We start from the raw sequence: 26,539 nt of genomic DNA on the forward strand, positions 1-26,539 counted from the left end.
CCCCGGGAAAGCCGCTACGGAAAACCCGGTGTGACTTCAGTGATGGTGATGATCGTGCGCGTGGTCATGCGCATCGTGGGCCAGGCGCGGGTCCGACTGCCAGCCGACGATGGCCTCGCGGCCCTGCACATAGAGCTCCACGGTCCCGCCCACGGGCAGGCAGACCTTGGTGCGCACATGGCCGAAAGGCAGGCCGGTCAGCACCGGCGTCTTGGTGCGCGCACGCAGCGCCGCGACGGCGTCCTTGAGGCCGTAGCCGCGGTCCAGCGGCGACCTGGCCGCACCGCTGAAGTCGCCCAGCAGCACCGCCGCCTGCGCGTCGATGACGCCGGCCTGCTGCAGCTGCAGCAGCATGCGCTCGACGCGGTAGGGATGCTCGTTGACGTCCTCGAGGAACAGGATGCCGCCCTTGACCTTGGGCCAGTGCGGCGTGCCGAGCATCGAGCACAGCACGGTCAGGTTGCCACCCCAGAGTCGGCCGCGCGCCTCCAGGCCGTCGAAGTCGGCGGTCGGCGCACGGAAACCCACCGCCTCCAGCGCACCGCTCATCGCCTCCAGGAAGCAGTCGCGCGTGACCTCGTCGACGCCACCTTCCGCCTCGCTGCGGCCGAAGTCGTCGCAGGCCAGCGGGCCGGCCCACATGGACAGGCCCCCTTTGCGGCCGGGATTGCGCGCGATCAGGCCGTTCTGCAGCGCGGTCAGGTCGCTGTAGCCGACCCAGCGCGTGCCGTGCTCGACGCTATGCGCGATGCGGCCCCAGTCGAGCTGGTCGAGCAGGCGCGTCAGGCCATAGCCGCCGCGCGTGGCCAGCGCGACCGAAGGCGCCGCGTCGGCAATGCGGTGGATGGCGGCGAGGCGGGTCGCGTCGTCGCCGGCAAAGCGCTGCTGCCTGGCGAGCGCATCGGCGTCGATGCTGACCTCGAAACCCAGCTGCGTCAGCCGCTTGGCCGCGCGGTTCAGGTTCGCGGCCTTGGCCAGCACGCCCGAAGGCGTGAAGAGCGTCAGTGAAGTCATCAGGATTCGTCCAGTTCGGTGGCTTCGCCGGTGGGAATGAGGCCTTGGCCTGATTCGGCATTTCGGGCCCGCCGCGCACGTGCCGCCTCGCGGCGTTCGGCGAAGAAGTCGCGCAGCAGCTGGGCCGAGGCGTCCGCCATCAGCCCGCCTTCGACGCGCGTGTGGTGGTTGAGCTGCGGCTGGGCGAACAGGTCCATGACCGAGCCGGCCACGCCGGTCTTGGGGTCGGCCGCCGCGAAGACGACGCGCTTGAAGCGCGCATGCATCAACGCCATCGCACACATCGCGCAGGGCTCCAGCGTGACGAAGAGCTCGCACTCCGGCAGGCGGTAGTTCTCCAGCAGCGTCGCGGCGTGGCGCAGGGCCACGATCTCGGCATGGGCTGTCGGGTCATGCGTCGTGATCGGGCGGTTGTAGCCGGTCGCGATGACCTGGCCGCCACGCGTGATGACGGCGCCCACCGGCACCTCGCCCACCAGCCAGGCGTTGTGTGCCTGGTCCAGCGCCTGGCGCATGGCGTATTCGTCGGCGGGGGAGAAGGTGGTCGACTCGCTCATCGGGCCGGCAGTTTAGGCGCGGACCTCAGAGGGAAGCAGCGGAACGCGACGCCTGGTCGTACAGCCCCGACAAAAGGCGCATCAGCTGCGCGCAGTCGCCGATGTCCTGGTTCTGCTGCGCGCCGTCGGCCAGGGCTTCCATCAGGCAGCGCTCGCGCACCTCGCGGTAAGCCTCGCACAGCACCTGGCCCTGCTCGGTCGTCGAGTAGAAGGCCTCCTTGCCGATCTTCTCGCTCTGCACCAGGCCCAGGCCGACGAGCTTGCGCAGCGAGTAGGCCACGACGTGGGTGTCCTCCACGTTCAGCACGAAGCAGATGTCGGCCAGCTTCTTCTGCCGGTCGCGGTGGTTGACGTGGTGCAGCAGCGAGACGTCCATCGCCGCCAGGTCCTTCATGCCGGCCGCGGCCATGCAGCGCACCATCCAGCGGTTGAAGGCATTGCCGACGACGATGAGCCCGAATTCGAACTCCGACAGCTCGGCGCTCTTGTCCGACACCAGATGCGAGGACGACACGATGCTGCGAACCATGATTGACATCATAAACACGACTCGAATACAAATTGCATACGTTTTGAAAACATTGACATGAGCACCGCGCCACCACCCGACCTCCTCGTCCGCCCGCTGGGCGAGGCGGCGCTGTGCTGCGCGGTGGACGCGCCGGTCGCGCTCGAGCACCAGCAGCGCATCTGGCAGCTCGCCGCGGCGCTGGCCCGGACCGAGGGCGTGCTCGGCCTGATCCCGGGCATGAACAACCTGACGCTGAGCTTCGACCCGCTGAAGACCGATGGCGACGCGCTGGCCGAGGCCGTGCTCACGCTGTGGCGCAAGCCGCTGAAGCGCCAGCAGGCCGGGCGGCTCGTCGAAATCCCCGTGTGCTACGACGGGCCCGACCTCGCCGACGTCGCCGCTCACTGCGGCCTCACGCCCGACGAGGTCGTGCGCCGCCACAGCGCGGCCGACTATGTCGTCTACTTCATCGGCTTCCAGCCCGGCTTCGCCTACCTCGGCGGGCTGGATGAATCCCTGCACACGCCGCGCCGCGCCGAGCCGCGCACGGTGGTGCCGGCCGGCAGCGTCGGCATCGGCGGCGCGCAGACCGGCATCTATCCGCTGGCCACGCCGGGCGGCTGGCAGCTGATCGGCCGCAGCGCCCTGCCCCTGTTCGACCCGCAGGCCGAGCCGCCCACGCTGCTCGCCCCCGGGGACCGCGTGCACTTCGTCGCGGAGCAGCCCTCGTGATCGAGGTCTTGCGCGCCGGCCCGCTGACCACGGTGCAGGACCTCGGCCGCCATGCCTGGCGCGACCGGGGCCTGAGCCTTTGCGGCGCGCTGGACGAACTTGCGCTGCAGGCCGGCAACCTGCTGGTCGGCAACCCGCCGGATGCGGCCGGCCTGGAGTTCACGCTGGGCCCGGCCACGCTGCGCCTGCATGCCGACGGCTGCGTCGCGCTGACCGGCACCGATGCCGACGCCAGCCTCGACGGCCGCCCGCTGCGCCCCGGCTGGCGCATCCCGGTCCGCGCTGGCCAGACGCTCAAGCTCACCGCACCGCGTGAGCGCATGCGCAGCTATGTCTGCGTCAGCGGCGGTATCGCCGTGCCCGCCGTGCTGGGCTCGCGCAGCACCGACCTGAAGGCCGGCTTCGGTGGCCTCGAGGGCCGCGCGCTACGCGACGGCGACCGCCTGCCCATCGGCCCGACCGCGCGCCTGCCGACCCGCGCGATCGGCCTGCGCCTGCCCGACTGGACGCCCGCCGTGCGCGTGCTGCCCGGCCCCGAACACGAGGACTTTTCCACCGCCGCCCGCGAGGCCTTCTGGCAGGCCGGCTGGGTGCTGACGCCGCAGAGCAACCGCATGGGCTACCGGCTGGCCGGCCCCAGGCTGGAGCGCGAACGCGGCGGCGAGCTCGCCTCGCATGGCGTGCTGCCCGGCGTCATCCAGGTGCCGCCCTCGGGCCAGCCCATAGTTCTGCTGGCCGATGCGCAGACCACCGGCGGCTATCCCAAGATCGGCGTCGTCATCCGCGCCGACCTGTGGAAGCTCGCACAGCTGCGCCTGGGCGCCACGCTGCGCCTGCTGCCCTGCACCGCCGACGAAGCCCGCGCCGCACTGCGCGAGCAAACACTTCTGCTGGACCTGATGAGGAGCGCACTGTGAGCGAAACCCTGCACGTCGACCTGAACGCCGACCTCGGCGAAGGCGCCCCCGACGACGCCGAACTGCTGGCCCTGGTCAGCTCCGCCAACATCGCCTGCGGCTGGCATGCCGGCGATGCGCGATTGATGCAGGCCACCGTGGCCGCGGCACTGGCCAAAGGCGTCGCCATCGGCGCCCACCCGAGCTACCCCGACCGCGAGAACTTCGGCCGCAGCGAGATGCGGCTCGAGCCCGCCGAGGTGCGCGCCGACCTGATCTACCAGATCGGCGCGCTGGACGCCCTGGTGCGCGCGGCCGGCGGCCGGCTGCACCACGTCAAGCCCCACGGCGCCCTCTACAACCAGGCCGCGCGCGATCCGGTGCTGGCCGATGCCATCGCAACGGCCGTGCTCGACGTGGACCCCTCGCTGGCCGTCTACGGCCTGGCCGGCGGTGAGCTGCTGCGCGCCGCCGAGCGTGCCGGCCTGCGCGCCGTCGCCGAAGTCTTTGCCGACCGCGGCTACCGCGCCGACGGCAGCCTGGTGCCGCGCAGCCAGCCCGGCGCCATGGTCGACGACGTCGGCGCAGCCGTCGCGCGCACGCTGCGCATGGTCAGCGAAGGCGTCGTGCAGGCCGTCAGCGGCGAGACCATGCCGCTGCGGGCCCAGACCATCTGCCTGCACGGCGACGGCCCGCATGCCCTCGCCTTCGCACGCGCCATCCACGGTGCGCTCGCCACCGCCGGCGTTCAGCTGCACGCCTGAAATGATGACCCCTCGTCCAAGGCGTACCTTGGCCGGTCCCCCGTGGGGACGGCGATACATGCCGGCTCGACCGGCATGTACATCGCCAGCGCGGGCCGGCTTGGGAGCGGCCCGGCGCTCGGCCCGCAAGATCACGCGCGAAAGCGCCATGGAGCACTGACATGCAAACCACCGTCTCCCTGTGGCCACTGATCGGCGTCGCCGTCGTCATCGTCGGCTTCGTGCTGCGCTTCAACGCTGTCCTCGTCGTCACGGCGGCGGGCATCGCGACGGGCCTGGCGGCCAAGCTGCCGCCCGACCTCATCCTCGCCAAGCTGGGCACGGGCTTCGTGAAGACGCGCAACCTGCCGCTGACCCTGCTGCTGCCCCTGCCCATCATCGGCCTGCTGGAGCGCCACGGCCTGCGCGAGCGCGCCCAGGCCTGGATCGCCGGCATACGCTCGGCGACGGCGGGCCGCCTGCTCGTCGTCTACCTCTTCATCCGCGAGCTCGCCGCGGCGATGGGCCTGACCTCGCTGGGCGGGCATGCGCCGATGGTGCGCCCGCTGGTCGCGCCGATGACCGAGGCCGCCGCTGAAAAGACCCACGGCCCGCTGCCACCCACCGTGCGCGACAAATGGAAGGCTATGGCCTCGGCGACCGACAACGTCGGCCTGTTCTTTGGCGAGGACGTCTTCGTCGCGTTCGGCTCCATCGTGCTGATGCAGACCTTCCTGGCCGAGAACGGCATCGTCACCGACCCGCTGCACATCGCGCTGTGGGGCCTGCCGACCGCCATCGCCGCCTTCGTCATCCATTCGGCGCGGCTGATCCGCCTGGACCGGCGCCTGCCGCTGGACATCGCCCGCGCTCGCGCCAACGGGAGCACTGAATGAACGCCCTGCTCAAGCTCGACCAGATCTTCCTGCTGACCGGCCTGGCGCTGCTGGTCGTGGCCGGCCTGACCTGGCGCGACCGCAGCAACCCGCGGCGCTGGAGCAGCGCGCTGTTCTGGGCGCTGTGGGCCGCCATCTACCTGGTGGGCGACAGCCTGCCGCCCGTCGTCAGCGGGCTGATCGTCGTCATGCTCGCCGCGCTGGGCGGCCTGGGCGGCGTGTCCATCGGCAAGCACGGCCAGCGCGAGCCGGCCGAACGCGAGGCCAGCGCCGCGCGCCACGGCAACCGGCTCTTCCTGCCCATCCTCGCGATCACGGTGCTGACCCTGGTCGGCAGCCTGACGCTGAAGGACGTGGGCCTGGCCGGCTGGAAGCTCGTCGAGACCAAGAACCTGACCCTGGTCAGCGTCGGCATCGGCGCGCTGGTCGGCCTGGCCGCCGCGCTGCGGATGACGCGCGAGCGGCCGATGCAGGCCCTGCGCGAGGCGCGCCGCCTGCTGGAGGCCATGGGCCCGGCCGTCATCCTGCCGCAGATGCTCGCCACCCTCGGCCTGCTGTTCGCCGATGCCGGCGTCGGCAAGGCCGTGGCCCATATCGCGACCAGCACCATCCCGGTCGACAACCCGCTGTTCGCCGTCGCCGCCTATGCCATCGGCATGGCCCTGTTCACGATGGTGATGGGCAATGCCTTCGCGGCCTTCCCGGTCATGACGGCCGGCATCGGCATTCCCATCCTGGTCGGCCTGCACCAGGGCGACGCGGCCGTGATGGCCGCCATCGGCATGTTCTGCGGCTACTGCGGCACACTGATGACGCCCATGGCCGCCAACTTCAACATCATCCCCGCCGCCCTGCTCGAGCTGAAGGACAGGAACGCCGTCATCCGCGCGCAGTGGCCCACGGCCCTGCTGCTGCTGGCGGTCAATATCGTGCTGCTCAAGCTGCTGATGTTCCGCTGATGAAGACCGCCACCGTTCTGCTGACCGGCTTCGAACCCTTCGGGGGCGAAACCATCAACCCGTCCTGGGAGGCGGTGCGCCGCCTGGACGGCTGGACCGCGCCCGGCCTGCGCGTCGTGGCCGGCCTGCTGCCCTGCGAGTTCGGCGCCGCGCGCGACGCGCTCGAAGTGCTGATCGAGCGCCACCGGCCGCAATGCCTGATCGCCGTCGGCCAGGCCGGCAAGCGCACCGAGATCTGCGTCGAGCGCGTCGCCATCAACGTGGACGACGCGCGCATTCCCGACAACGCCGGCCGCCAGCCCATCGACACGCCCGTCGCACCCGACGGTCCGACCGCCTATTTCGCGACTCTGCCGATCAAGGCCATCGTGCACCGCCTGCGCGAGGCCGGCATACCGGCCGCGGTATCGCAGACGGCCGGCACCTTCGTCTGCAACCACGTCTTCTATGCCGCCATGCACGCGGCGGCCCAGCGAAGTTCAGGCGGCGGCGCCATGCGCGCCGGCTTCATCCACATCCCCTACCTGCCCGAGCAGGCCGCCCGCCACGACGGCGCGGCCAGCCTGCCGCTGGACCTCGTCGTGCAGGCGCTGCAGCTGGCCGCGCAGGAATGCCTGCGGACCGGCGCCGACCTGCGCGAGGGCGGCGGCCAGATCGACTGATGCAAGAGGACTTCTTCGGCACAGCGGCCGCCCGGCCGCGCACCCGCGGCGTGCAGCCCTGCCCACCCGACCCGACCGACGAAGCCCTGGCCGCGGCGCTGTCGCCGCATATCCATCTCGGCACCTCGACCTGGAGCTACCCCGGCTGGCAGGGCCTGGTCTGGACCGGCCGGCACGGCGAGGCGACGCTGTCCAAGACCGGCCTGACGGCCTATGCCGCCCACCCGCTGCTGCGCGCCGTCGGCATCGACCGCGGCTTCTACCGGCCGCTCGCGGCCAGCGAGTTCGAACGCCATGGCAACCAAGTCCCGCAGGGTTTCCGCTTCACGGCCAAGGCGCCCGCCCTCGTAACCGACGCGCTGCTGCGCAGCGAGGACGGCCGCGGCCAGAAGCCCAATCCGCTGTTCCTCGACGCAGAGACGGCGCTGCGCGACTTCGTCGAGCCGGCCTGCGAGGGCCTGGGCACGAAGATCGGCGCCCTGGTCTTCCAGCTCAGCCCCCTGACGCCGGCGCTGCTCGGGCGCATGAGCGAACAGCTGGACCGCCTGCATACGCTGCTGCTGGGCCTGCCCAAACCGCCGGCCGGTGTCATCGCCGTCGAGGTGCGCAACCCCGAGTGGCTCTGCCCCGACCTCGTCGCGCTGCTGCGCGACGCCGGTGCGCGCTACTGCGTCGGCCTGCATCCCAAGCTGCCGCCGCTGGCGGAGCAGCTGCCGCTGCTGCGCGCGCTGTGGCCCGGGCCATTGGTCGTGCGCTGGAACCTGAACCGCCGGCACGGCCCCTTCGGCTACGAGGCCGCCGAGAAGCGCTACGGCGAGTTCAACGAGATGCTCGACCCCGACCCCGACACGCGCGCCGAACTGGCCCGCGTGATCCGCGGCACGGCCGGCGCCGGCCAGGACTGCTTCGTCACCATCTCCAACCATGCCGAGGGCTCGGCGCCGCTGTCCGTGCGGGCGTTGGCCGAGAACATCGTCGAAGTCTGATCAGGGCTGCAAGGGCCAGCGGCCGATGACCTCGTGCCGCGTCTCGCCCTGCGGGCTTTTCACGAGCACGAATTCGCTGGCGATCCAGCCCGGCAATGCAACGTCCCAGGCCGGCGCGACGCGCTTGTCGTAGCGCAGGGTCAGATGCGGTTCGTAGTCGCGCGCCGGTGCGGCCAGACCATGGGCGACCAGGCGCGCAACCAGGGCGTCGCGCAGCTCGCGAACCGGCTCCAGGCCCTGGCCGCCGGTCAGCACGAAAGGATGCTTGCTCGCCGCGGGTTCGCCCCAGCTCCTGAAGCAGTCGAAGCCCAGGTCGAAGGCCGGCCGCAGCACCTCGGCCGCCGCGCGGCTGGCCAGCGCGACGAGCTGCGCATCCGGCTCGCCATCGAAGTAGCCGAAGTAGTGCAGCGTGATGTGGAAGATGCGGCTCGGCCGCAGCCGCGGCGCCAGCCCGCGCGCCGCATGCTCGGCGCTGACGGCACCGGCGATGCGCTCGGCCGTCTCCGCGTCGGGCCGCAGCGCGAAGAAGAGCTTGTGGCCGGGCACCGGCGGCCTCAGTTCGTCGCGGCGGAGGCGGCTTCGGCGGTGCGCCGGGCCGCCTCGTCGATGCTGCCCTGCACCTGCCGGCCGACGGCCTGGGGGACAGGCAGCGCCTCGCTCGCGGCCGACGCGGCGCCGGCCTGCGGCTTCAGCGCCGTGGCCTGCTTCTTGGCCAGCGACAGCACGATGGCCGCGACGATGACGAGGGCGAGAAGGCTGAAGGCGGCACGCACGATGGAATCCCCGCGGATGGATGGTGGTGGCCGGATTGTGGCGGCTCCACATCAGCCAGGAACCCGCTGCGTAAAGTTTGGTCAACGCAGCGAACGCCACCGCGTGGAGGCGGGGCCGGGTCTTGCCCGTTTTGCCTGCGCAGCCGGGCCGGCATTCCTGCGGCAGACGACGGGACCCCCACCAATCAGGGGACAGGCTTGCCCGATTGACGCTGTGCGGCACGGTCCGTAGAACCCGCGGGCCAGGCCCGACCAGGGCGCCACTTCCACACAAGGGAATCCCATGTCCATTCGCAAGCACAGACTCAATACCCTGATGCAGGCCGCCGCCTGCGCGCTGATCCTGTCGACCACCGCACCCGCGGCCTTCGCCGGCCGCTCCGGCGCGGCGCCCCAGGACCTGGGCGCCACCGCCGCCGACGCGGCGCAGACCGTCTCCATCGTGCTGAAGCTGCGCCACGCCGACGATCTGGATGCCTACATCAAGGCCACGGTCGACCCCGACAGCCCGCTCTACCACCGCTTCCTCAGCGTCGAGCAGTTCCGCGCCGCCTTCGCGCCCAGCCGTGACGAGATCCGCCGCGTGACCGCCTTCCTCGCCGCCAACGGCATCGCCGTCAACGAGGTCTACCCGAACGGCCTCATCATCAAGGCCACCGGCACCGCGGCCCAGTTCACGCAGGCCTTCCAGGCCATCATGCACGACTACCGCGACAGCGACGGCAAGACCTTCCGCAGGCCGGCCCACGGCCACAAGGTGCCGAGGGACATGGACGACGTGATCCTCTATGTGGCCGGGCTGAACACCCAGTCCTCGCAGTTCAAGCCCCACTCCACCCAGGCCAGGGCCAAGGCCGCCGGGCTGGGCGATGCGCAGCCCGCCGTGGTGCTGCCGGCCGGCAACGGCACGGCCACCGGCGTGCCGGGCAGCTTCACGACCGGCGACGTGGCCAATATGTATGGCGTGAACCCGCTCTATGCCAGGGGCATCACCGGCAAGGGCAAGACCATCGGCATCGCGACGCTGGCCAATTTCTACCCGTCCGACGCCTACACCTACTGGGGCGCCATCGGCCTGAACGTGTCGCCGACGCGGATCACCCAGGTGCACGTGGACGGCGGCGGCGACCTGTCGGCCAATGCGGGCTCGGGCGAGACGACGCTGGACGTGCAGCAGTCCGGCGGCCTGGCGCCCGACGCGAAGATGGTCGTCTACGACGCCCCCAACACCGAGGCCGGCTTCATCGACGTCTTCTACAAGGCCGTGGCCGACAACACCGTGGACACGCTGTCGGTCAGCTGGGGTTCGCCCGAGATCCTGAACTACGACATCCCCGGCATCTCCAGCGAGAGCCTGGGCGTGATGGTGGCCTACCACCAGGTCTTCGCCGAGGCCGCGGCCCAGGGCATCTCGACCTTCGCGTCGGCCGGTGACGACGGCGCCTATGACACCAACTCGGTGGCGCCCTACCCGACCTTCTCCAAGATCCTGACGGTGGACTCGCCCGCCTCCGATCCCTATGTCATCGCGGCCGGCGGCACGACCATCCCGGCCGACATCCAGCGCAAGTACGGCGTCGTCCATGTCCCGACCGAGCAGGTCTGGGGCTGGGACTACTTCAACCCCTACCTGATCGCCAACTACGGCAACGCCTTCAAGGACTACTACTTCTCGGTCGGCGGCGGCGGCGGCGTCAGCGTGTTCTGGCCGCAACCGGACTACCAGAAGAACACCAGGGGCGTCCGCCGCAGCGAGCCCAACCAGGTCTGGACCTACACCGACCCGAGCACCGGCGTGCAGACCTATCTGTACACGGTGCCGGCCAACGTGAAGGGCCGCAACCTGCCCGACATCTCGCTGAACTCCGACCCCTACACCGGCTACCTCGTCTACTCGACGACGGATGGCGGCTGGATCGCCGGCTACGGCGGAACGAGCTTCGCATCGCCGCAGCTGAACGGCATCTTCACGCTGATCTCGCAGGCCAAGTCCTCGCGCCTGGGCCTGCTGCACCCGATGCTCTACGGCGGCCGCGGCGAAGACTGGCGCCGTCTGTCCAAGCCGGGCACGCTGGACATCACCGCCGGCGACAACTGGTTCTACGGCGGCGTGAAGGGCTACGAGCCCGGCGCCGGCCTGGGCACCATCGACGCGTCGGCATTGGTGCAGGCCATCCGCTGAAGCACGACGCCGCGCGGCCTGCGGGCCCTGCGGCTTGACGGCATCGCCACGAGCCAGGGCCCGAGAGGGCCCTGGCTCTATTTCATCGGGCCGCGCCGCCGGCCGTCAACGCCGCACGCGGATCTCGACGTGTGCCTCGGCGGCCGGGTATTCGCGCAGCCGGGCCACCACGTGGAAGACGCCCTCCGTCGGCGGCGCGACATAGCGGGCCGCATAGCTGCCATCCTCGGCGCGCGCCTCGACAGGCTCCAGGCGGCCGCCGGCCTGGCCTTCGGCGACCTGCCAGTCGACATGGAACAGGATCGCCTCGCCGCCCTGCGGGCGCGCCGCGAGACGGACCTCGCCGCCGGGTGCCAGCAGCAGTTGGGCGGGCTGCAGTTCGAGTCGCGGCTGCGGCACAACTGGGCGGGCGGCCGGCACCGGTACCGCGCAGGCGGCCAGGCCGGCGATCAGTGCAAGCAGCGCGGCCGCGACATGCCGGCGCGGGCGTGCTTGCGATGTGGGCATCTCTTTCATCGACACGGACTCCAAGAAGAAAAAGGGCGGCCCGACGGGCCGCCCCTGGTTCAACGCGAGTGTGATCTCAAGGAATGATCACTGCACGGTCAGCGTGATGTCGTCCAGCACGAAGGAGGTCGCGAGCGACGAGTCCTCGGTACCGACGAACTTGAGGGTCACGGTCTGGCCGATGTAGGCGCTCATGTTCAGGCTCTTGAGCGCATAGCCAGAGGCTGCATTGACGTTGGAGTAGGTCGCCAGCGTGCCGAGCACCGTGCCGGCGCTGTTCAGCACCTGGACCTTCAGCGTGTCGTAGGCGGTCGAGCCCGTCTCCTGGGTGTCGATGTGCAGGTAGAACGACAGCGTCGCACTGGTCTTGCCGGCGGGGATGCTGACGGTCTGCGCGGCCGTGTCGGTGTGGCTGCTGCCGTAGCCGTCGAGCCACAGGAACCAGCTGCCGGCATGGGCCGTCTCGCCGCTGCAGCTGCTGTTGGAGCAGAGCACGCCGGAGGTCAGGGTCCAGGGCGCGGCGGCGCCGCTCTCCAGGCCGGTATTGCCCAGCAGCTGCGACGAGGTGCTCACCGTGACCGAGGTGGTCTTGGTGTTGCTCGTGCCGCTCACGCTGTCGGTCACCGTCTCGCTGACGCTGTAGGTACCCGAGGCCGCGTAGGTGTGGCCGGGGCTGGTGGCCGTCGAGGTCGAACCGTCGCCGAAGTTCCACGAACGCGAACCGATGGTGCCGCCGGTGTCGGTCGAGGTGTCGGTGAAGTTCGCCGTCAGGCCGCTGGTGGTGAACGTGAAGTTCGCCACCGGCGTGCCGCCGCTCGGGCTGACCGTGACCGAGACCGTCTTGGAGCTGGTCTTGCCGCTGGCGCTGTCCGTCACCGTTTCCGTCACGCCGTAGGTACCAGCGGCCGCGTAGCTGTGGCTCGGGCTGGCAGCGGAGGAGGTGCCACCGTCACCGAAGGTCCAGGCGTAGGACGTGATCGCGCCGCCCGAGTCGGTCGAGGTGTCGGTGAAGTTCACCGTCAGCCCCGTGGCCGCATAGCTGAAGTCCGCGGTCGGCGTGCCGCCGGAACCCGCCACGATCGGATGCGAGAGGTCGCAGCGGTTGGTGTCGTTCGACCAGGTGCTCTGCATCGCGAAGCTGCCGGTCGACATCGCCACCAGCGCCGTGGCGCCCTGGCCCGAGCTGATCCAGGCGCACTCGTCACCGTTCTCCTGGCCGTTGGAGGCGGAGCCCGTCTGGTTGATCCAGCCACCCGCGGGGTTCTGGTCGGTGACGGTCTCGGCGTACTCATGGCCGCCCACGATGGAGAAGCCGTCGAGCACCGAGCTCACCGAGCTCTGGCCGCAGCTGGTGCCCATGTCGGTCACATAGGGCATGTTGGTGAACGCGATGTCGCCATAGGACGAGTTCACCGCGCCGCCGCTGAGCGACGTGTCGCCGGTGTAGTCGTGCCAGGCGCAGAAGCCGCCATTCGGCGTGTTGAAGCCGTCGGGCTTGGTGCCCGTGGGCGACATGATCACGTACTGCACGTAGCGGTTGGACGCCGCCGTCGTGTTGCCGAAATGGGCCGCCGCCTTGACGGCCTCGGCACCGATCTGGTTGCCCGTGGCGGCCGAAGGTGCCGCCGCGGAGGTGTCGACCCAGACGCCGGCCAGCACGCCGCCGCCGGTCGGGTAGCCCACGTGGGGGGCGCCGGACGGGCAGCTGGTGGCGCCCCTGGCGACGAGCGGGCCGTCGCAGTACTGGGTCATCACGCCGGACCAGAGCTCACCATTGGTGCCCAGGCCCTTGATCCACTTCTGCATATAGGGCGCCGCGTTCTGCGGGTCGCCGGACAGGGTGGTGTAGCCGTTGGCATCCGTGCCGGACGTGCCCCACTGGCTGCCCCAGAAAATCAGATAGACGCGCGGCGTGCCGCTGGTGACGCCGATGCCGTTGACGCCGCCGTTGTAGCTCAGCGTCTGAGTTCCGGTTGCCACGGTGGCGGTAGTGGCCTTGCCCGCACGCACGGACGGGTGGACCGGGTGGTTCGCGGCCGACCAGGCACGCATCTTCGCGTGGGCCTCGCGGGTGGGCACGACACCGTGCCGGTAGGCGTGTCCGTTGCGCGGCGAGTGGGGGTTGACCACGTCGGTCGCATTGCCGGCGTTCTTGCCCGGGGCTGCCTCAGTCGCAACCGCGACGGACATCGTCGTGCACAAGCCAATCAAGGCGGCGCCTAGGCCTAGCCTTCTTTTCAAGTTGTCCATGGATCCATCTACTCCAGAGTAAGGGTGACTACTGGTACGAGGAGGATCGGCACTGCGGCCAGGTGGGCGGGCGCCATTCAAGCGGCACAACGCGAACACCGATCCCAACGAAGCCCCGAGGTCGAGGCCGGGCGGATGCTAGGAGTGCGTCTTGAACGGGTGCGTGCGGGTTAGCGAGATGCGTCAGCCGAACGCAAGGAAGTGTTGCTGGACCACCAGTGATTTGTAATCGAATGATTCAGTTTTGCTTACTTGTATGTACAAGCTGAGGCCTGCGCCCGCGGCCTCGGCCTCGGCGAAGGTTGCACCAGCAGCGTGCGCGATTGCGCGTGCGGGGGGGGCCAGGCGACGGCCAGCCAGCCATTCAGTGCCAACCCGGCGCGCCTGGGCAAGCGCCCTCAGACCACGGCGTGGCCATCCAGCACCTGGAGCAGCTGCCGAAGGTCGATGGGCTTGGTGAGGTAGCCCTCGAAGCCCCGATCCATGGCGGCACGAATCTGTTCCGGCAATGCGTCGGCGGACACGGCGACCAGGCGAACCCGCGCCGTCGCCGGGTTGCGCCGCAAGGCCCATGCGAGTTCCAGCCCGGTCATGTCGCCCAGGTGCATGTCGACCAGCATCAGGTCGGGAGGATCCTTGCTCGCCTGGATGAAGGCCTCCGCACCGTTGAGCGCCACGCGCAGCTTGACCGCCGGGCGAAAGGACACCATCTGACGCATCAGTTCGACGTTGACCTCGTTGTCCTCCGCGTACAGGACATTCAGACTCTCGCCATCGAGTTGGGCATGGACGCTTGGCGCAAACGGGGCGGGGGCGATCGCGGCCGCGTCGTCGGCGCGCTGCAGGCGCACGGTGGCGACCGTGCCGACCCCGACAAGGCTGTCGATGTCCAGGCGGCCGTGCATCAGCTCCACCAGATGCCGTGACAGCACCAATCCAATGCCCGTGCCTTCGACGCCGGTCCGCTCGGCGCCCAATCGATTGAACGGCTCGAACAGGTGCGCGAGTTGTTCCGCCGTCATCCCGCCGCCGTCGTCCCGGATCGTGCAGTCGACACCGCCGCCCTTGGGCTCGAAGTCGAGCGCGACGCCGCCGCCGCGGCGGTTGTACTTGACGGCATTGCCCAGGAGATTGACCAGCACCTGGCGTAATCGCACGCGATCCGCGACGACCCATGCCTCACGCTCAACGGCAGGCCTCTGCGCGAAGGCCCGGCGGATTCGCACTTCAGCGTCCTTGGCCAGCATGTCGACCATCGAGATCGCTTCGTCGGCGACGGCATGCAGGGCGACACCCTCGAGCGACAGGCTCAAGCGACCTGACTCGACCCGCGACAGATCGAGCACGTCGTTGACCAGGGCCAGCAGATGATGTCCCGCATGCTCGATATGCTGGACCTGGTTCAACTGCGCCTGCGCCAACGGCGGGTTCTTGGCCATCCTCAACAGCTGCGCGAATCCCAGCACCGCGTTCAGCGGCGTGCGCAGCTCATGGCTCATGCGCGACAGGAAATCCGTCTTCGCGCGGCTGCTGGCTTCCAGCGCCTCGTGGGCCTCGCGTTCCTCGCGTATCGCCAGATGCGCGCTGATGTCGCGCAGCACCACCGTCGTCAGCACGTTCGGGCCCATCGAAAGCCGGGACAGCGAGGCCTCCATCGGAAACTGCTCACCGCTGGCGCGCCTGCCGACCAGCTCATGCAGGCCGTTGTGCGCTGACGAACCGCCCTCCTGCCCAGCCAACCCAGCCATCAATGCGCGCAACCGCGGTCTGTCGCTATTCGCAAAATAGCTTCCGATCGGCTGTCCAAGCGCCTGCTCGGCCATCGTCCCGAATGCCCGCTCCGCCGCTCGATTGAACAGCACGATGCGCTCTTCGCCGTCCACGGCAATGACGCCGTCGGCCACGGTGTCGATCAGGCGCGACAAGCGCTGCTCGCTCTCGCGCAGCGCGGCCTGCGTCCGCAGCCGTTCCGTCACGTCGAAGAAGGTGGCCACCGCACCGCTGACGCGCCCGTCCTGCATCACCGGATGCGACCAATACTCGACCTGGAACGCCGTGCCGTCGCGTCGCCAGAACACCTCGTCGGCCACATGCACTTCTTCGACCTGACGCATCGCCTGGTACATGCGGCATTCGCCTGCCGGGTAGGCCCGACCGTCGGCGTGCGAGTGATGGATCAAATCGTGGATGCGACGGCCGACCAGCTCCGACTCCCGCGCATAGCCCAACATCACGAGCGCCGAGCGGTTGATGAAGGTGCAGCGCCCCTCGGTGTCGACGCCATAGAGCCCTTCGGCGGCCGAGTCCAGAAGCAGTTGCAAGGACTCCTGCCGACGGCGCACCTCGGCCGCCGCGGCAGCCCGCGTGCGCAGGCTCTGGCGCAGGAAGTGCACGCTTGTCAGTGCGAGCACGGCCGCCAACGCCAGATTGAGCGCAAGCAGCATGCGCTTGGTCTGCCTGGAGGCCACGCCCAGCTGATCGGAGAACTGTCGCTCGAGTCCCGTCATGCGCTGGTTCAGCAACGACGCCTGCGCCGCCATTGCTTCTACCTCGCGATCGTCGGCTCGGCCGGCTTCGATGTGTTCGTGCGCCCTCTCCACCAGCGCAAGCATCTGGGCGATCAACTGATCGCCCTCGGTCCAGGTGGCGATCGGGCGGGCCATAAAGGGCACCGAGTGGAACCAGCGGAACAGGCGGACCATGCCATCGATGTCGTCGGAATGGTTGCCCCCGGCCAGGAACCCTTCGCGCGCGGCTTGCAGATCCGGCGGGTCGCGCTGCAGCGCTTCGCGCGCGCTGCGGTCACCCAGGGGGACGGCCAGGGCCTGCGAAAACAGCCGGTAGTCTTCGTTGCTGCGAGACCGCGCGTAGCGCAGCAGATGGAGTTGGGCGTCCTTCTGCCCCTTCGAATACAGGCTCTCGCCGGTCACGTAGGCGCGCACGGCCGACAGCATCCCGATGCTGACCACCGCAAGCATGACCTGAAGACCGATGACGACGGCAAGCACGGTCGCCACGGGCCAGATGGCCGATCGGCGAGACGGTGACGGAGGTGCGAGCATGCTGCGCGGGCGTCAGTGCGCTCGCCGGCGTTCCGCTCGACCGCCATTTGAGGCCTCGTCCAGATCCCGCGTCCGCGCCGGACAACTGCCGATGCCCCGCAGAGGCCCCCGAAGGGTGAACAAGTCGGCCACGCTAGCTTCCCCCCTGCGGTCCTTACAGCGAGAACCGCGGGGCCAGCCTATCAACATGGGGCCCGATCTGCAACCGATCGACCGTTCGCTTAGGGCCGTCGATCCCGGAGCAGCAGCGTGGCGGATGCAGGCCGCGCGGCGCGTTGCCGGCATGTTGCCGCTGGACGCGGCTAGGCGGGCCCGGCCACGATGCAGTTCGCCGTCGCGGCGGCCGCCTACGGCAGCCCGGCCGTCATTCCCATTCGATTGTCAACCCGCGCAAGCAAGCCCAGGCGTGGCATGGACCGGAGCTCAACGAAGGACTGTTGATACCGTCATCGATCCCGTCGAACTGCCATGCTTTGGCCGCAGCGTCGGATACGTCCCATCGAGGTTCATGCGAGCTCATCGCACAAGGACTGCTACGAGACCTCGCAGCACCGCCCAACTTGCGCGCCTCTTGAGTTCCTTCGCGCCCGGTCCCGCCTGCGCGAGCGGTTCGGGCGGAGTTTCGCCGGCAGGCATGTACATGCCCATCACGACACCCTCACGGCTGTCTCTTGGCTCCCAGCCCCGCCAGCAGCCCTCCGAGCGCCTCGGCCAGACGCTGTACGGTCTGCGGCTGCGGCAACGGAAACTTAAGCATGTCGCGCCCACTCTGCGGATCACGCTCGATCGATGCGCCCAGGCTGCCAAGGCCGTCTGCATCGCGCTGGGTGAGCACCTGCAGCAGCCCGAGCCCCGCGTCGACAAGCGGCGCCCAAGGATCGGGCGGCGCAGCTGCGGCCTGCACCGCGTCGCTCGGCGCGGGCTCACGTTCGTCAGGGGCTGGTTCTGCCGACTCGGCCGCTCCCATCGCGCCGGTCACTTCGTCGACCGCTTCCATAAACTTCGACAGGCGCGTGCCCTGCAGGAAGACCTCGCTCTCACCGCCGTCGAGCACGCCGGCGAACAGCGACTTCTTGAACGCCAGCACCGACAGCATGCCTTCCTCGATGGTGCCCTGCGCGACGAAGTTGACCACCTGCACGCTCTTGCGCTGCCCCAGCCGATACACCCGACCGATGCGCTGCTCGAGCACCGCCGGGTTCCACGGCAGGTCCATGTTGACCACTGTCGCCGCGGCGTGTTGCAGGTTCAACCCGATACCGCCCGCGTCGGTGGACAGGAACACGCGGCACTGCGGGTCGTCGTGGAAACGGTCGATCAGCGCTGGCCGCCCGTCACCCGGCACCCCACCGTGGAACAGCACATGGCCCCAGCCGCGCGATTTCAGGCGCCGAATGATCAACTCGTGCGTGCGCACCCATTGACTGAAGACCACGACCTTGGCGTCGGACTGCTCGAAGAGCTCCTCCAGCAGCGTCATCAGCTCGTCGGCCTTGATGCCATGGTCAGTATCGTGGTCCAGCAAGTAGGTGCTGTTGCAGGACATGCGCATGTTCTGCATCGCACAGGTCAGCCGGCGCTGATCCGCATCGGAGAGGAACCCTGTCTTGCGCCAGCGCTGCACGATACGGCGCACGGTCTCGCCGTTCTCGGTATGGTGTACGAGCTGTGCCTCAGTCATCGGCACGAACAAGGTGTTGTCAACCCTCTCGGGCAACTGGTCGAGGACCTCGGCCTTGCGCCGCCGCAGCATGACGGGCGCGAGCGTCGCGCCGATGCGATCGAGATCCCGGTACCCGACGACGCGGCCCGATTCGTCGCGCACCTGGTGCTCATGCAGCAACCGCCAGGTGGGCCCCAGCCGGTGCTGGTCGACGAACTGGACGATCGAGATCAGTTCTTCGAGTCGGTTTTGCAGCGGCGTGCCGGTGAGCACGATCGCGTAAGGACTAACGATGCGCTTGAGCGCGTGCGCCGCAACGGTGTTCCAGTTCTTGATGCGCTGCGCCTCGTCGACGATCACGACGTCTGGCGCCCAGGCGTTGATCAGGTTGAGATCGCGCGCCAGCGTTTCGTAGTTCGTGATCTTGGCCCAGCCGCCCTGCTCCGACACGTCGGCCCACTGCTGCTGCCGCGCCGCGCGCAGGCCATGGATCACCTGGCCCTCGCGCCCGCTGAAGCGGGCGATTTCGCGCTGCCACTGGTGCTTCAACGACGTCGGGCACACGACAAGCACTCGCTCGGCGCCACAGTGCCGGCCGAGCAGCTCGGCCGCCGCGAGGGCCTGGATCGTCTTGCCCAACCCCATCTCGTCGCCGATCAGAGCGCGGCCCGCGGTGGCCGCGAAGAGCGCCCCTTCCGCCTGGTACGGGTACAGCGGCACCTTCAGCAGCTTGCGCAGCGCCGCACTCTTCATGCCTTTTGGGTAGGCCTCGGCGAACACCTTGCGCCGGCGCTCGGCGTCGCGCTGTTCGGCCAGGAAAGCTCGCGCATCGTCATAGCAGCGCACCTCATGACCGACCTTTTGTGCCGCGCGCAGGAAGGCGTCGAGCTCGACGGCCAGGTCGGAGCGGCCACTGAACATCGCCGCCCCTTTCTTCGCCAGCGTGGGCGGGCATTCTGTGCCAGCCCGAAAGCGCAGCTGCCGCGCGCCGGCGTAGTGGAGGTAGACCTCGCTGTACGACGGCTGGAAGCCGCGAGCAAGCACCTTACCGTCGCGCCGGGCAAGCAGCTTGGCGAGCGTGAACTCGATGTGCTTGCAGGTGCCAAGGTCGTTGGTCGCGAAGTCGGGACAAGAGCAGTAGTTGTCACCCGGCTTCATGCCGCGCATCGCAACGCGGTAGCGCCCCTTGCTTTGGGGGTTGATTACCACAAACTCCGGCTCGGTACCCTGGCGCTCGAGCGTGAAGGGCTGTTCTCGGCCGAACTGCCGCCGCAGGCTGGCCTGCCAGTCCTCCACCGACATGGAGTCCGGCTGGCGCGTGCGCGACAAGCGCGGTTCGGACGCAGATCGTGAGGTCTTCATGGCAGGGCGGGTCATGCGACGGGGGCGGAAGGGCCGCGACGGCGCGATTGTCATTCAGCCGCGGATCGTCCCAGTCCCATGCCACGCCAGCAGCCACGTCGCGAACACAGTCTGCACGCCACGCGCTTCGCGGCCCCATCCAGGGCTTGACTGACTGCTCCCCAAGACGCTCGATCAAAAGGGCAACTTGACCGTCCGGCGGCGAGAAATCACCATTGACCGAACGGCTAAGCATGCTGGGATCGTCAACCAAAGTTGACGCACTCTAGCAAGTAGCTTGACCGCTGTTTGGTTGGGTTGTTTGCGAAGGTGGCGGTCAGCGCTTCGGGCGCTTTGGCTTGCAAGGCCGTGTCACGACGCTGGAAGGTCGCTGCGATGGCGCGCACGAGGCGGTCCTCGTCGAACTCGTATGGCCTAACTCATGGATCAATGTGAAATCGTGAACCATCGCGCCGCCCTCCCTCGTCATCTGGCACCGGCGACTCGCGCCAGCGTTTCTTCAATCGCCTGGCGATCCGCCGCACGCTTGCCAGCCGTGCGCTGCGCAAGGTTGTGCAGCTTGCGCCGCACACCCGGCAACTCCGCCGCATGCGCAAGCCCGATCAGGCCGAAGTCCGGCTGCTCGTTCTCCACGGATCGCAGGAACGCACATGACGGCTCGTCCAGCCACGCTGCCACGCGCGACACCAAACGCTCGCGACTCTCCAGCAAGGCCCTGACCTCAATGGGCTCGGTCGTCATGCCCTTGAAATGGGCCTCGAAGATAGCCTCGAAATCCGCGGGCACGCGCGGCGCCAGCATCTCCCAGGCCGGTTTGGGGCTGCAGGTCAGGTACACGAGGAAGGTGCGCCAGAGCGCTTCGTCCGCCCGCTCGTCCTGCAGCAGCAAGCCCACATCGAAAAGATCGCGCGGATGCTGCCGCGACAGCGCCGCCGCCAGCTTGCCGGCGTACAGGTCGGCAAAGTCCAGCACCTGCACCTCGGCAAAGCCGAATGCTTCCTCGACTCTGGGACGCACTACCATGTTGCGCACTGGATGCACCGTGCCGCGCATGACCGGCGTCGTCTCGATCTGCACGCGCGCGCGGCCGCGGCTGGCCACCAGCCGCGTGACTGTTCCTGCACCCTCGCCCGCCGACGTCTGCACCTGCAGTTGCAGCGGGCGAGCGCGCAGCACATTGGCCAATCGCCCAAGGGCTTCGGCAATCAGCCTCGCATCCTCGGCGTATTCGTGCACCGGCAGCCAAGCCAAGTCGATGTCCACCGACAGACGCGGTAGATCATGCTCGAACAGGTTGATGGCCGTGCCGCCCTTGAGCGCGAAACGCGGCTCCTGCGCAAGCGCCGGCAGGATCTCGACCAGCAGCCGCACCCGATCGGTGTAGCGCCGATCACAATGGTCAAGCCAGGTGCTCATCGAGGTCTCCCGGCAAGGTGATCTGGTAGGTGGGATGCAGGCGACCGCCAGGCACGAGCGCGCGCTTACCCCGGCCCAGATCGACATCCTCCAGCGGCACGTGCGCCAGCCACGCATGCCGATGGCGATCGGCCAGCGCCAGGAACAGCCGCTTCGCCTTGATGCTGCGGCAGTGGCGCAGCAGCATGCCGACGCGCTGCGGCCGCAGTGTGGTCATGGCCTGCATCAGCGCGTCGGCCTCGTAGACCAGCGCCGCATCCGACACGCCATCGCACAGCTCCAGCATGGCCCGCTCCGGTGTCGAGCACACCAGCGCATCGGTGCCCGAGCCGACCTGATGCCACGCCAGCCCCTGCCCGTACAGCGCGGACTCGGACACCTCGGCCGTGAACGGCACGGCAGGCAGATCGAATATCCGCTTACCCAGGAACGCGAAGCGCTCCTGCAACGGCAGCGTGCTCACCCAGCCCGGTGGCCGCTCCGGCCCAAAGAGGGTGACCGTCCCAGCATCGCCCAGGCGCAGGTAGTGCTCGTGCCCCTGCAGGGTCAGCGCGAACCGCCCCCCGACATGCAGCGGCATTCCCTCCCCGACCTGCAAGCTGCGAACCACCCCATCCCATTGCAGGCGCCCGCCCTGGCGCATGTACGCACCACGGACTGGCGATACCAGCCAGCCGCTGCTGACATAACGCGCGACTAGGCTGTTGGAGTAGCCGTGCACCCGTAGCCAGCGACTGGACACCAGGCGCGTGTCGCCCAGCTCAGCCAGAAGGCGGTTTAGTTTTCCCGCATTTTGCTCACTCATAGTGTTCAAAATACAGATTTTTTGAACTTCCGCCAAGACTCGATGGTTCGATGAATGAGAAATTCAGTCACTTACAGTGATCCTTTTGCGACAACGGTAAACCACCCGCCAGCCATCGGCCGGCATCACCATGTACCAGGATCTCCATGCCATTCTTGGCCACTACGGTCAACCGCCTAGCCGGCTGGCGAGTGGCTGGTTCGGGCGACTGCCTACACTCGTCCGTCGAATCTGAGCGTCAGGAAGTCAAGACTGCAGCGGGACTTCCAGGCGGAGCTGACCGAGTACGGCAGGCGACGCTTCTCGCGCTGCTTCTCGATGGCCGGCGACCTCCCCTCGCTGACGGCGCGCCTGGCGTCTGCAAGGCGTCCACGAGCGACGGCGAGCGAGATGTCATCGCGACCGTAGCGGCCGATGGTCAGCGTCTCCCGCCGCCCGTTGAGCCGGTAGTCGTACCGGAAGGCGACTGTCCCGGTCGGGGAGATGACGGCGTACTTGCCGTCGCGATCGGTGATTTTGTAGGGCTTGGTGCCGAGCAGGAGGTTTCGAAGCGCGGTGTCAGTGAGCATCTTGATTGGTGTTTGATTGGGGGCGGCCTTTTACCACCCTCACCAAACGCCTTGGCCGTGGGGCAACCGAGTGCCCACCATCCACTGCCAGGGTCGTCCTGCAGGCTTTGCCCGTCGCGGGGACGAATGCCTCGCCCAGCCAACTTGGCCATCAGTCGATCGAGGCGTAACTGGGGCTCTCTCACTCGTGGCGCGGGTTGCGCGCGTACGCGTCGCCATGACGGGATCAGGTCGCGCCGTCGGCTGCTGGTCCACCGACCGCTGCGCCGGTGGGGTCAGGGAACGGATACTTGTGCGGCGGGATGGCAGCCAGCGCTGCTTCTGTGGCTGGCGTCACCGAGGCCACCAGGCCGACTCGCTGATGCGCTCGGCAGAGAATGGATGGCTCGATCAATCGGAAGCCACGGTCATCCTTCGACTGGTAGTAGCGGAAGATCCAATACGCGACCAAGTCGGCCATCTGGATGAGACGCGATGCCTTCGAGTCCAGGAAGAGCGGGACCTCCGCGAAGTTCCGCAGGCGGCCCAACGCGTGGCCCTGGTGCTTGAACAAGGACGAGAGCGCTTGCAGCCTCTGCTCGTACGAAGCCTTATCGCAGACGACCAACCCGCGCTGCGCGTCGCGGCGCCGGGCCCACATATCCGCCAGATACTGGTCGAACTGATGTGCGACGGCTTCGAACGAGCGCTCGAGGATCTGATCCTGCGGCATCGTGGACTTCTCGATGACAGAGGCGAAGACACGAAGCTGCAGTTGCGGGTTGCTGAGCAAGGACAGGACGTCGACCAGGGCCTGAACACGATCTGCAGGCGCGACGCCCGCCCAGTCGTCCTTGGCCGAGTACATCGGCGAACCATGGAACTCGATGGCGGAGGGCTCCTGCGGGCTGAACCGTGCGGCGATCGGGTTGATCCTGGATTCCAGCCAGTGTGTCGAACGTTCGAACACGGCAAAGCCTGCCAGGACGAAGAACTGGGTGCCGGGGTCGTGCGGATGGCCCGACTCGTCGAGGTACAAGAGATGCACCGGCGGCCTCGCAAAATGAAAACGGGCCGCGATAATGCGACCCGTCGAGATGGGGGAGCCAGGTGGAACAATCGTCCAGCGCACCGTGATCGACAGTGCTCCCGACTCGACGTCCATTGTACTGCAGGCCGACCGACACAGCAATTGCAGGCCCACAGCGCCACTGGGGGGCGACGCCAAGGATGGCCAAGCAGATGGAGTGACGCAATGACCCTCAAGACGATTCCCTGGGACCCGGCCGACAGCCTGCAGACGCCCGATGACTGCGCTGCCTACCTCAATGCCGCGCTCGAAGAAGCCGGCGACGATGCGACGTTCATTGCCGAAGCGCTCGGAACTATCGCTCGTGCACGTGGCATGGAGGGCTTGGCGCGCGAGACTGGACTGACCAAGCAGGGCTTGTATAAGGCACGGCGCCCGACGGCAACCCGTCGTTGAGCACTTTGCTCAAGGTGGTGCGCGCGCTTGGCCTACAGCTGCACGCAGATCCGCTGGCAGCTTGACCGTAGGACTCAGGTGGCCTCTGCACGTATCGCCTCCATCAAGTCAACGCGCCGCCCCTTGTTGATCGCAGCCAGCACCGGGTCATCGGCGGCCCACTCCTGCTGGGAATAGACGTTCAGGTGAATGGAATGCCCTGGTTCACCTTGAACTGCGTCGAGCAGCGCCGAAGGCAGGTTCGAGGCCAGAAGCCGACATCACCCATTGAGCGGTGGCTCTGCAGCGGAAGCAGGCATTGCCGGCCAGAATGGAAGCATCTTTGACGGCAATGAGCTGGAGGCCGGAGAGTGGCAAAGAACAAGGTCGTCAGGTGGCTCTTGGCTGTGGCCATCCTTCTGACAGGAATCCTGGCATCGTTCTATGTCGCCGAATGGCTTCAAACGGTGCTCAGGCTGCCATCATTCACGATCATCAGCCGCCGAGGTAGTGCGACCGACCTCGTTGTGCTAGCCCTGGCCATCTGTTTGCTCATTGGCTACCTGTACATCGTTCCCAAGCTACTTCGTGTGAGCCACGAGGAAATGAGCCGGATGATGAGGGGGGAATGAGCTGAAGCGTGCCATCGCGCTAGCACGATGACCGCTTCCAGCCTGAGCTGCCCCATGCGGCGTCACTTGCACGACAGCTCGACCAGCAGCCAAGGGCGACGCCGGCACTCACCCAACGTATCTGTTCTCAGCATCGCCAGGGCCAGCCATGCACCGCCAATACCATGAACAGAAACGTCTCCACTCCCATGGCACCGACCGCTTACCAGCAGCGTGCCAGTAAATATGCCAAGAACAATGCCATTGATGATGTATTCAAAGCGGTCGTTGGCCGCGAATTAATTCTTACAAATCAACGACTTACAAAACAACATCACTCCCACTCGATGGTCGCCGGCGGCTTGCTGCTGACGTCGTAGGTCACGCGGTTGATGCCACGCACCTCGTTGATGATGCGACCCGAGGTTTTCTTCAACAGGCTGTAGGGCAGCTCGGCCCAGTCGGCGGTCATGAAGTCGCTGGTCTGCACGGCGCGCAGCGCGACGACATAGTCATAGGTGCGACCATCGCCCATCACGCCCACGCTCTTCACCGGCAGGAAGACGGCGAAGGCTTGGCTAGTCAGCGCGTACCAGCTCCTGCCGGTGGCCGGGTCGATGGTATTGCGCAGCTCCTCGATGAAGATGGCGTCCGCGCGGCGCAGCAGGTCGGCATAGTCCTTCTTGATCTCGCCGAGGATGCGCACGCCCAGGCCCGGGCCCGGGAAGGGGTGGCGGTAGACCATGTCGGGCGGCAGGCCCAGCGCCACGCCCAGCGCCCTCACCTCGTCCTTGAACAGCTCGCGCAGCGGCTCCAGCAGCTTCAGGCCCAGCGTCTCGGGCAGGCCGCCGACGTTGTGGTGGCTCTTGATCGTCGTCGCCTTCTTGGTCTTGGTGCCGCCGCTCTCGACCACGTCGGGGTAGATGGTGCCTTGCGCCAGCCACTTGGCGTTGGTCAACTTCTTGGCCTCGGCCTGGAAGACCTCGACGAACTCGGCGCCGATGATCTTGCGCTTGCGCTCGGGGTCGGTCACGCCGGCCAGCTTGCCCAGGAACTGCTCACTCGCGTCCACGTGCACGACCCTGGCATGCAGGCGGCCGGCGAACATCTCCATGACCATGCGGCCCTCGTTCAGGCGCAGCAGGCCGTGGTCGACGAAGACGCAGGTCAGCTGGTCGCCGATGGCGCGGTGGATCAGGGCCGCGGCCACCGAGGAATCGACGCCGCCGGACAGGCCGAGGATGACCTCCTCGTCACCGACCTGTTCGCGAATCTTCGCGACGGCCTCGTCGATGTAGCTGCCCATCTGCCAGTCGCCCTTGCAGCCGGCGATGTCGCGCACGAAGCGGCGCAGCAGCGCCTCGCCCTGCGGCGTGTGCGTGACCTCGGGATGGAACTGCACCGCGTAGAAACCGCGCGCCTCGTCGGCCATGCCGGCGATGGGGCAGCTCGGCGTCGAGGCCATCAGCTTGAAGCCGGCGGGCAGGGCCGCGACCTTGTCGCCGTGGCTCATCCAGACCTTGAGCATGCCGTGCTTCTCGGGCGTCTCGAAGTCCTGGATGCCGTCGAGCAGCCGGGTGTGGCCATGCGCCCTCACCTCGGCGTAGCCGAACTCGCGGTGATCGCTCCACTCGACGCTGCCGCCGAGCTGCACGGCCATCGTCTGCATGCCATAGCAGATGCCCAGCACCGGCACACCGGCGTCCCAGACGGCCTGGGGCGCGCGCAGCTCGTGATCCTCGTACGTGGAGGCATGGCTGCCGCTGAGGATGATGGCCTTGGGCGCGTAGCCGCGGATGAAATCGTCGGAGACGTCGTTCGGATGGATCTCGCAGTAGACCGAGGCGTCGCGCACGCGGCGCGCGATGAGCTGCGTGACCTGGGAGCCGAAGTCGAGGATGAGGACCTTGTCGTGTTGCATGGCGATCTCGAAGATGGG

At 68.1% G+C, this 26,539-nt stretch carries 22 protein-coding genes and 2 pseudogenes; 10 read left to right on the forward strand and 14 right to left on the reverse strand.

Translation table 11 applies throughout. The annotated features are described in order from the left end of the window. Positions 1-36 precede the first annotated feature (36 nt). From EV671_RS04155 to EV671_RS04165, 3 genes are read right to left on the reverse strand one after another with little or no spacing between them, the layout of a single operon-like run. A complete protein-coding gene (locus EV671_RS04155) occupies positions 37-1,014 on the reverse strand; it encodes an LD-carboxypeptidase (protein ID WP_132570023.1) in 978 nt (325 codons plus the stop codon). Continuing rightward, on the reverse strand, positions 1,014-1,571 hold the full coding sequence (tadA, locus tag EV671_RS04160; protein WP_132570024.1) for a tRNA adenosine(34) deaminase TadA: 558 nt from the start codon (positions 1,569-1,571) through the stop codon (positions 1,014-1,016). The genes EV671_RS04155 and tadA overlap by 1 nt, the downstream gene beginning before the upstream one ends. A 25-nt stretch (positions 1,572-1,596) precedes the next feature. After that, entirely contained in the window at positions 1,597-2,100 is a 504-nt protein-coding gene (locus EV671_RS04165; protein WP_243655570.1) for a winged helix DNA-binding protein, read from the reverse strand. Between the two features lie 57 nt (positions 2,101-2,157). On the opposite strand from EV671_RS04165, the gene pxpB reads away from it, so the two are divergent. The 7 genes from pxpB (at position 2,158) to EV671_RS04200 (ending at position 7,956) form a co-directional block, all read left to right on the forward strand. Then, complete coding sequence (gene pxpB, locus EV671_RS04170) at positions 2,158-2,814, forward strand: 5-oxoprolinase subunit PxpB (protein WP_132570026.1); 657 nt, start codon at positions 2,158-2,160, stop codon at positions 2,812-2,814. Next, positions 2,811-3,731: a 5-oxoprolinase subunit C family protein gene (locus EV671_RS04175; protein ID WP_132570027.1), complete on the forward strand. Its 921-nt coding sequence runs from the start codon at positions 2,811-2,813 to the stop codon at positions 3,729-3,731. The genes pxpB and EV671_RS04175 overlap by 4 nt, the downstream gene beginning before the upstream one ends. Positions 3,732-3,739: 8 nt before the next feature. Beyond that, a complete protein-coding gene (gene pxpA, locus EV671_RS04180) occupies positions 3,740-4,474 on the forward strand; it encodes a 5-oxoprolinase subunit PxpA (RefSeq protein ID WP_132570108.1) in 735 nt (244 codons plus the stop codon). A gap of 161 nt (positions 4,475-4,635) precedes the next feature. Further along, a complete protein-coding gene (locus tag EV671_RS04185) occupies positions 4,636-5,349 on the forward strand; it encodes a DUF969 domain-containing protein (RefSeq protein WP_132570028.1) in 714 nt (237 codons plus the stop codon). Then, entirely contained in the window at positions 5,346-6,308 is a 963-nt protein-coding gene (locus tag EV671_RS04190; RefSeq protein WP_132570029.1) for a DUF979 domain-containing protein, read from the forward strand. The genes EV671_RS04185 and EV671_RS04190 overlap by 4 nt, the downstream gene beginning before the upstream one ends. Next, positions 6,308-6,970, forward strand: a complete 663-nt coding sequence (pcp, locus tag EV671_RS04195) for a pyroglutamyl-peptidase I (protein WP_132570030.1) — start codon at positions 6,308-6,310, stop codon at positions 6,968-6,970. Before EV671_RS04190 ends, pcp begins: the two co-directional genes overlap by 1 nt. Continuing rightward, positions 6,970-7,956: a DUF72 domain-containing protein gene (locus EV671_RS04200; protein ID WP_132570031.1), complete on the forward strand. Its 987-nt coding sequence runs from the start codon at positions 6,970-6,972 to the stop codon at positions 7,954-7,956. Before pcp ends, EV671_RS04200 begins: the two co-directional genes overlap by 1 nt. Here EV671_RS04200 and EV671_RS26655 read toward each other — a convergent pair whose 3' ends face one another. After that, on the reverse strand, positions 7,957-8,502 hold the full coding sequence (locus EV671_RS26655) for a 2'-5' RNA ligase family protein (RefSeq protein ID WP_165917463.1): 546 nt from the start codon (positions 8,500-8,502) through the stop codon (positions 7,957-7,959). An 8-nt stretch (positions 8,503-8,510) separates the two neighbouring features. Beyond that, entirely contained in the window at positions 8,511-8,729 is a 219-nt protein-coding gene (locus EV671_RS26660) for a hypothetical protein (protein ID WP_165917464.1), read from the reverse strand. A 283-nt stretch (positions 8,730-9,012) separates the two neighbouring features. Between EV671_RS26660 and EV671_RS04210 the strand changes: the two genes are divergently transcribed. Continuing rightward, entirely contained in the window at positions 9,013-10,911 is a 1,899-nt protein-coding gene (locus EV671_RS04210; RefSeq protein ID WP_207911086.1) for a S53 family peptidase, read from the forward strand. A gap of 105 nt (positions 10,912-11,016) precedes the next feature. On the opposite strand, the gene EV671_RS04215 is transcribed toward EV671_RS04210, so the two are convergent. The 8 genes and pseudogenes from EV671_RS04215 to EV671_RS04250 all read right to left on the reverse strand — a co-directional run bounded on the left by EV671_RS04215 (position 11,017) and on the right by EV671_RS04250 (position 23,689). After that, complete coding sequence (locus EV671_RS04215) at positions 11,017-11,418, reverse strand: hypothetical protein (protein ID WP_132570033.1); 402 nt, start codon at positions 11,416-11,418, stop codon at positions 11,017-11,019. A gap of 87 nt (positions 11,419-11,505) precedes the next feature. Further along, the gene (locus tag EV671_RS04220) at positions 11,506-13,608 is read right to left on the reverse strand and encodes a PKD domain-containing protein (protein ID WP_207911087.1); all 2,103 of its coding nucleotides are present in this window, start codon (positions 13,606-13,608) and stop codon (positions 11,506-11,508) included. Positions 13,609-14,066: 458 nt separating this feature from the next. Further along, a complete protein-coding gene (locus EV671_RS04225) occupies positions 14,067-16,676 on the reverse strand; it encodes a PAS domain-containing hybrid sensor histidine kinase/response regulator (RefSeq protein WP_165917465.1) in 2,610 nt (869 codons plus the stop codon). Between the two features lie 712 nt (positions 16,677-17,388). Beyond that, complete coding sequence (locus EV671_RS04230; protein ID WP_243655571.1) at positions 17,389-19,755, reverse strand: DEAD/DEAH box helicase; 2,367 nt, start codon at positions 19,753-19,755, stop codon at positions 17,389-17,391. A 465-nt stretch (positions 19,756-20,220) separates the two neighbouring features. Beyond that, positions 20,221-21,171 (reverse strand): nucleotidyl transferase AbiEii/AbiGii toxin family protein, encoded by a 951-nt coding sequence (locus EV671_RS04235; RefSeq protein ID WP_132570036.1) that lies wholly within the window; start codon positions 21,169-21,171, stop codon positions 20,221-20,223. Beyond that, positions 21,155-21,976, reverse strand: coding sequence for a type IV toxin-antitoxin system AbiEi family antitoxin domain-containing protein (locus tag EV671_RS04240; RefSeq protein WP_132570111.1), 822 nt, complete (start codon positions 21,974-21,976; stop codon positions 21,155-21,157). Before EV671_RS04240 ends, EV671_RS04235 begins: the two co-directional genes overlap by 17 nt. Positions 21,977-22,266: 290 nt before the next feature. Further along, positions 22,267-22,545: pseudogene (locus tag EV671_RS04245) on the reverse strand (Arm DNA-binding domain-containing protein); the annotation flags it as partial. A gap of 226 nt (positions 22,546-22,771) precedes the next feature. Continuing rightward, entirely contained in the window at positions 22,772-23,689 is a 918-nt protein-coding gene (locus EV671_RS04250) for a DUF3800 domain-containing protein (protein ID WP_243655572.1), read from the reverse strand. 90 nt (positions 23,690-23,779) lie between these two features. Here EV671_RS04250 and EV671_RS04255 point away from each other — a divergent pair. Then, positions 23,780-24,075 (forward strand): annotated as a pseudogene (locus EV671_RS04255) (addiction module antidote protein). 285 nt (positions 24,076-24,360) lie between these two features. Then, on the forward strand, positions 24,361-24,621 hold the full coding sequence (locus tag EV671_RS04260; RefSeq protein WP_132570038.1) for a hypothetical protein: 261 nt from the start codon (positions 24,361-24,363) through the stop codon (positions 24,619-24,621). 313 nt (positions 24,622-24,934) lie between these two features. Here EV671_RS04260 and guaA read toward each other — a convergent pair whose 3' ends face one another. After that, the gene (guaA, locus tag EV671_RS04265) at positions 24,935-26,521 is read right to left on the reverse strand and encodes a glutamine-hydrolyzing GMP synthase (protein ID WP_132570039.1); all 1,587 of its coding nucleotides are present in this window, start codon (positions 26,519-26,521) and stop codon (positions 24,935-24,937) included. Positions 26,522-26,539 lie beyond the last annotated feature (18 nt).

Source organism: Roseateles saccharophilus, from assembly GCF_004342485.1.
GTDB classification, from domain to species: domain Bacteria; phylum Pseudomonadota; class Gammaproteobacteria; order Burkholderiales; family Burkholderiaceae_C; genus Pelomonas; species Pelomonas saccharophila.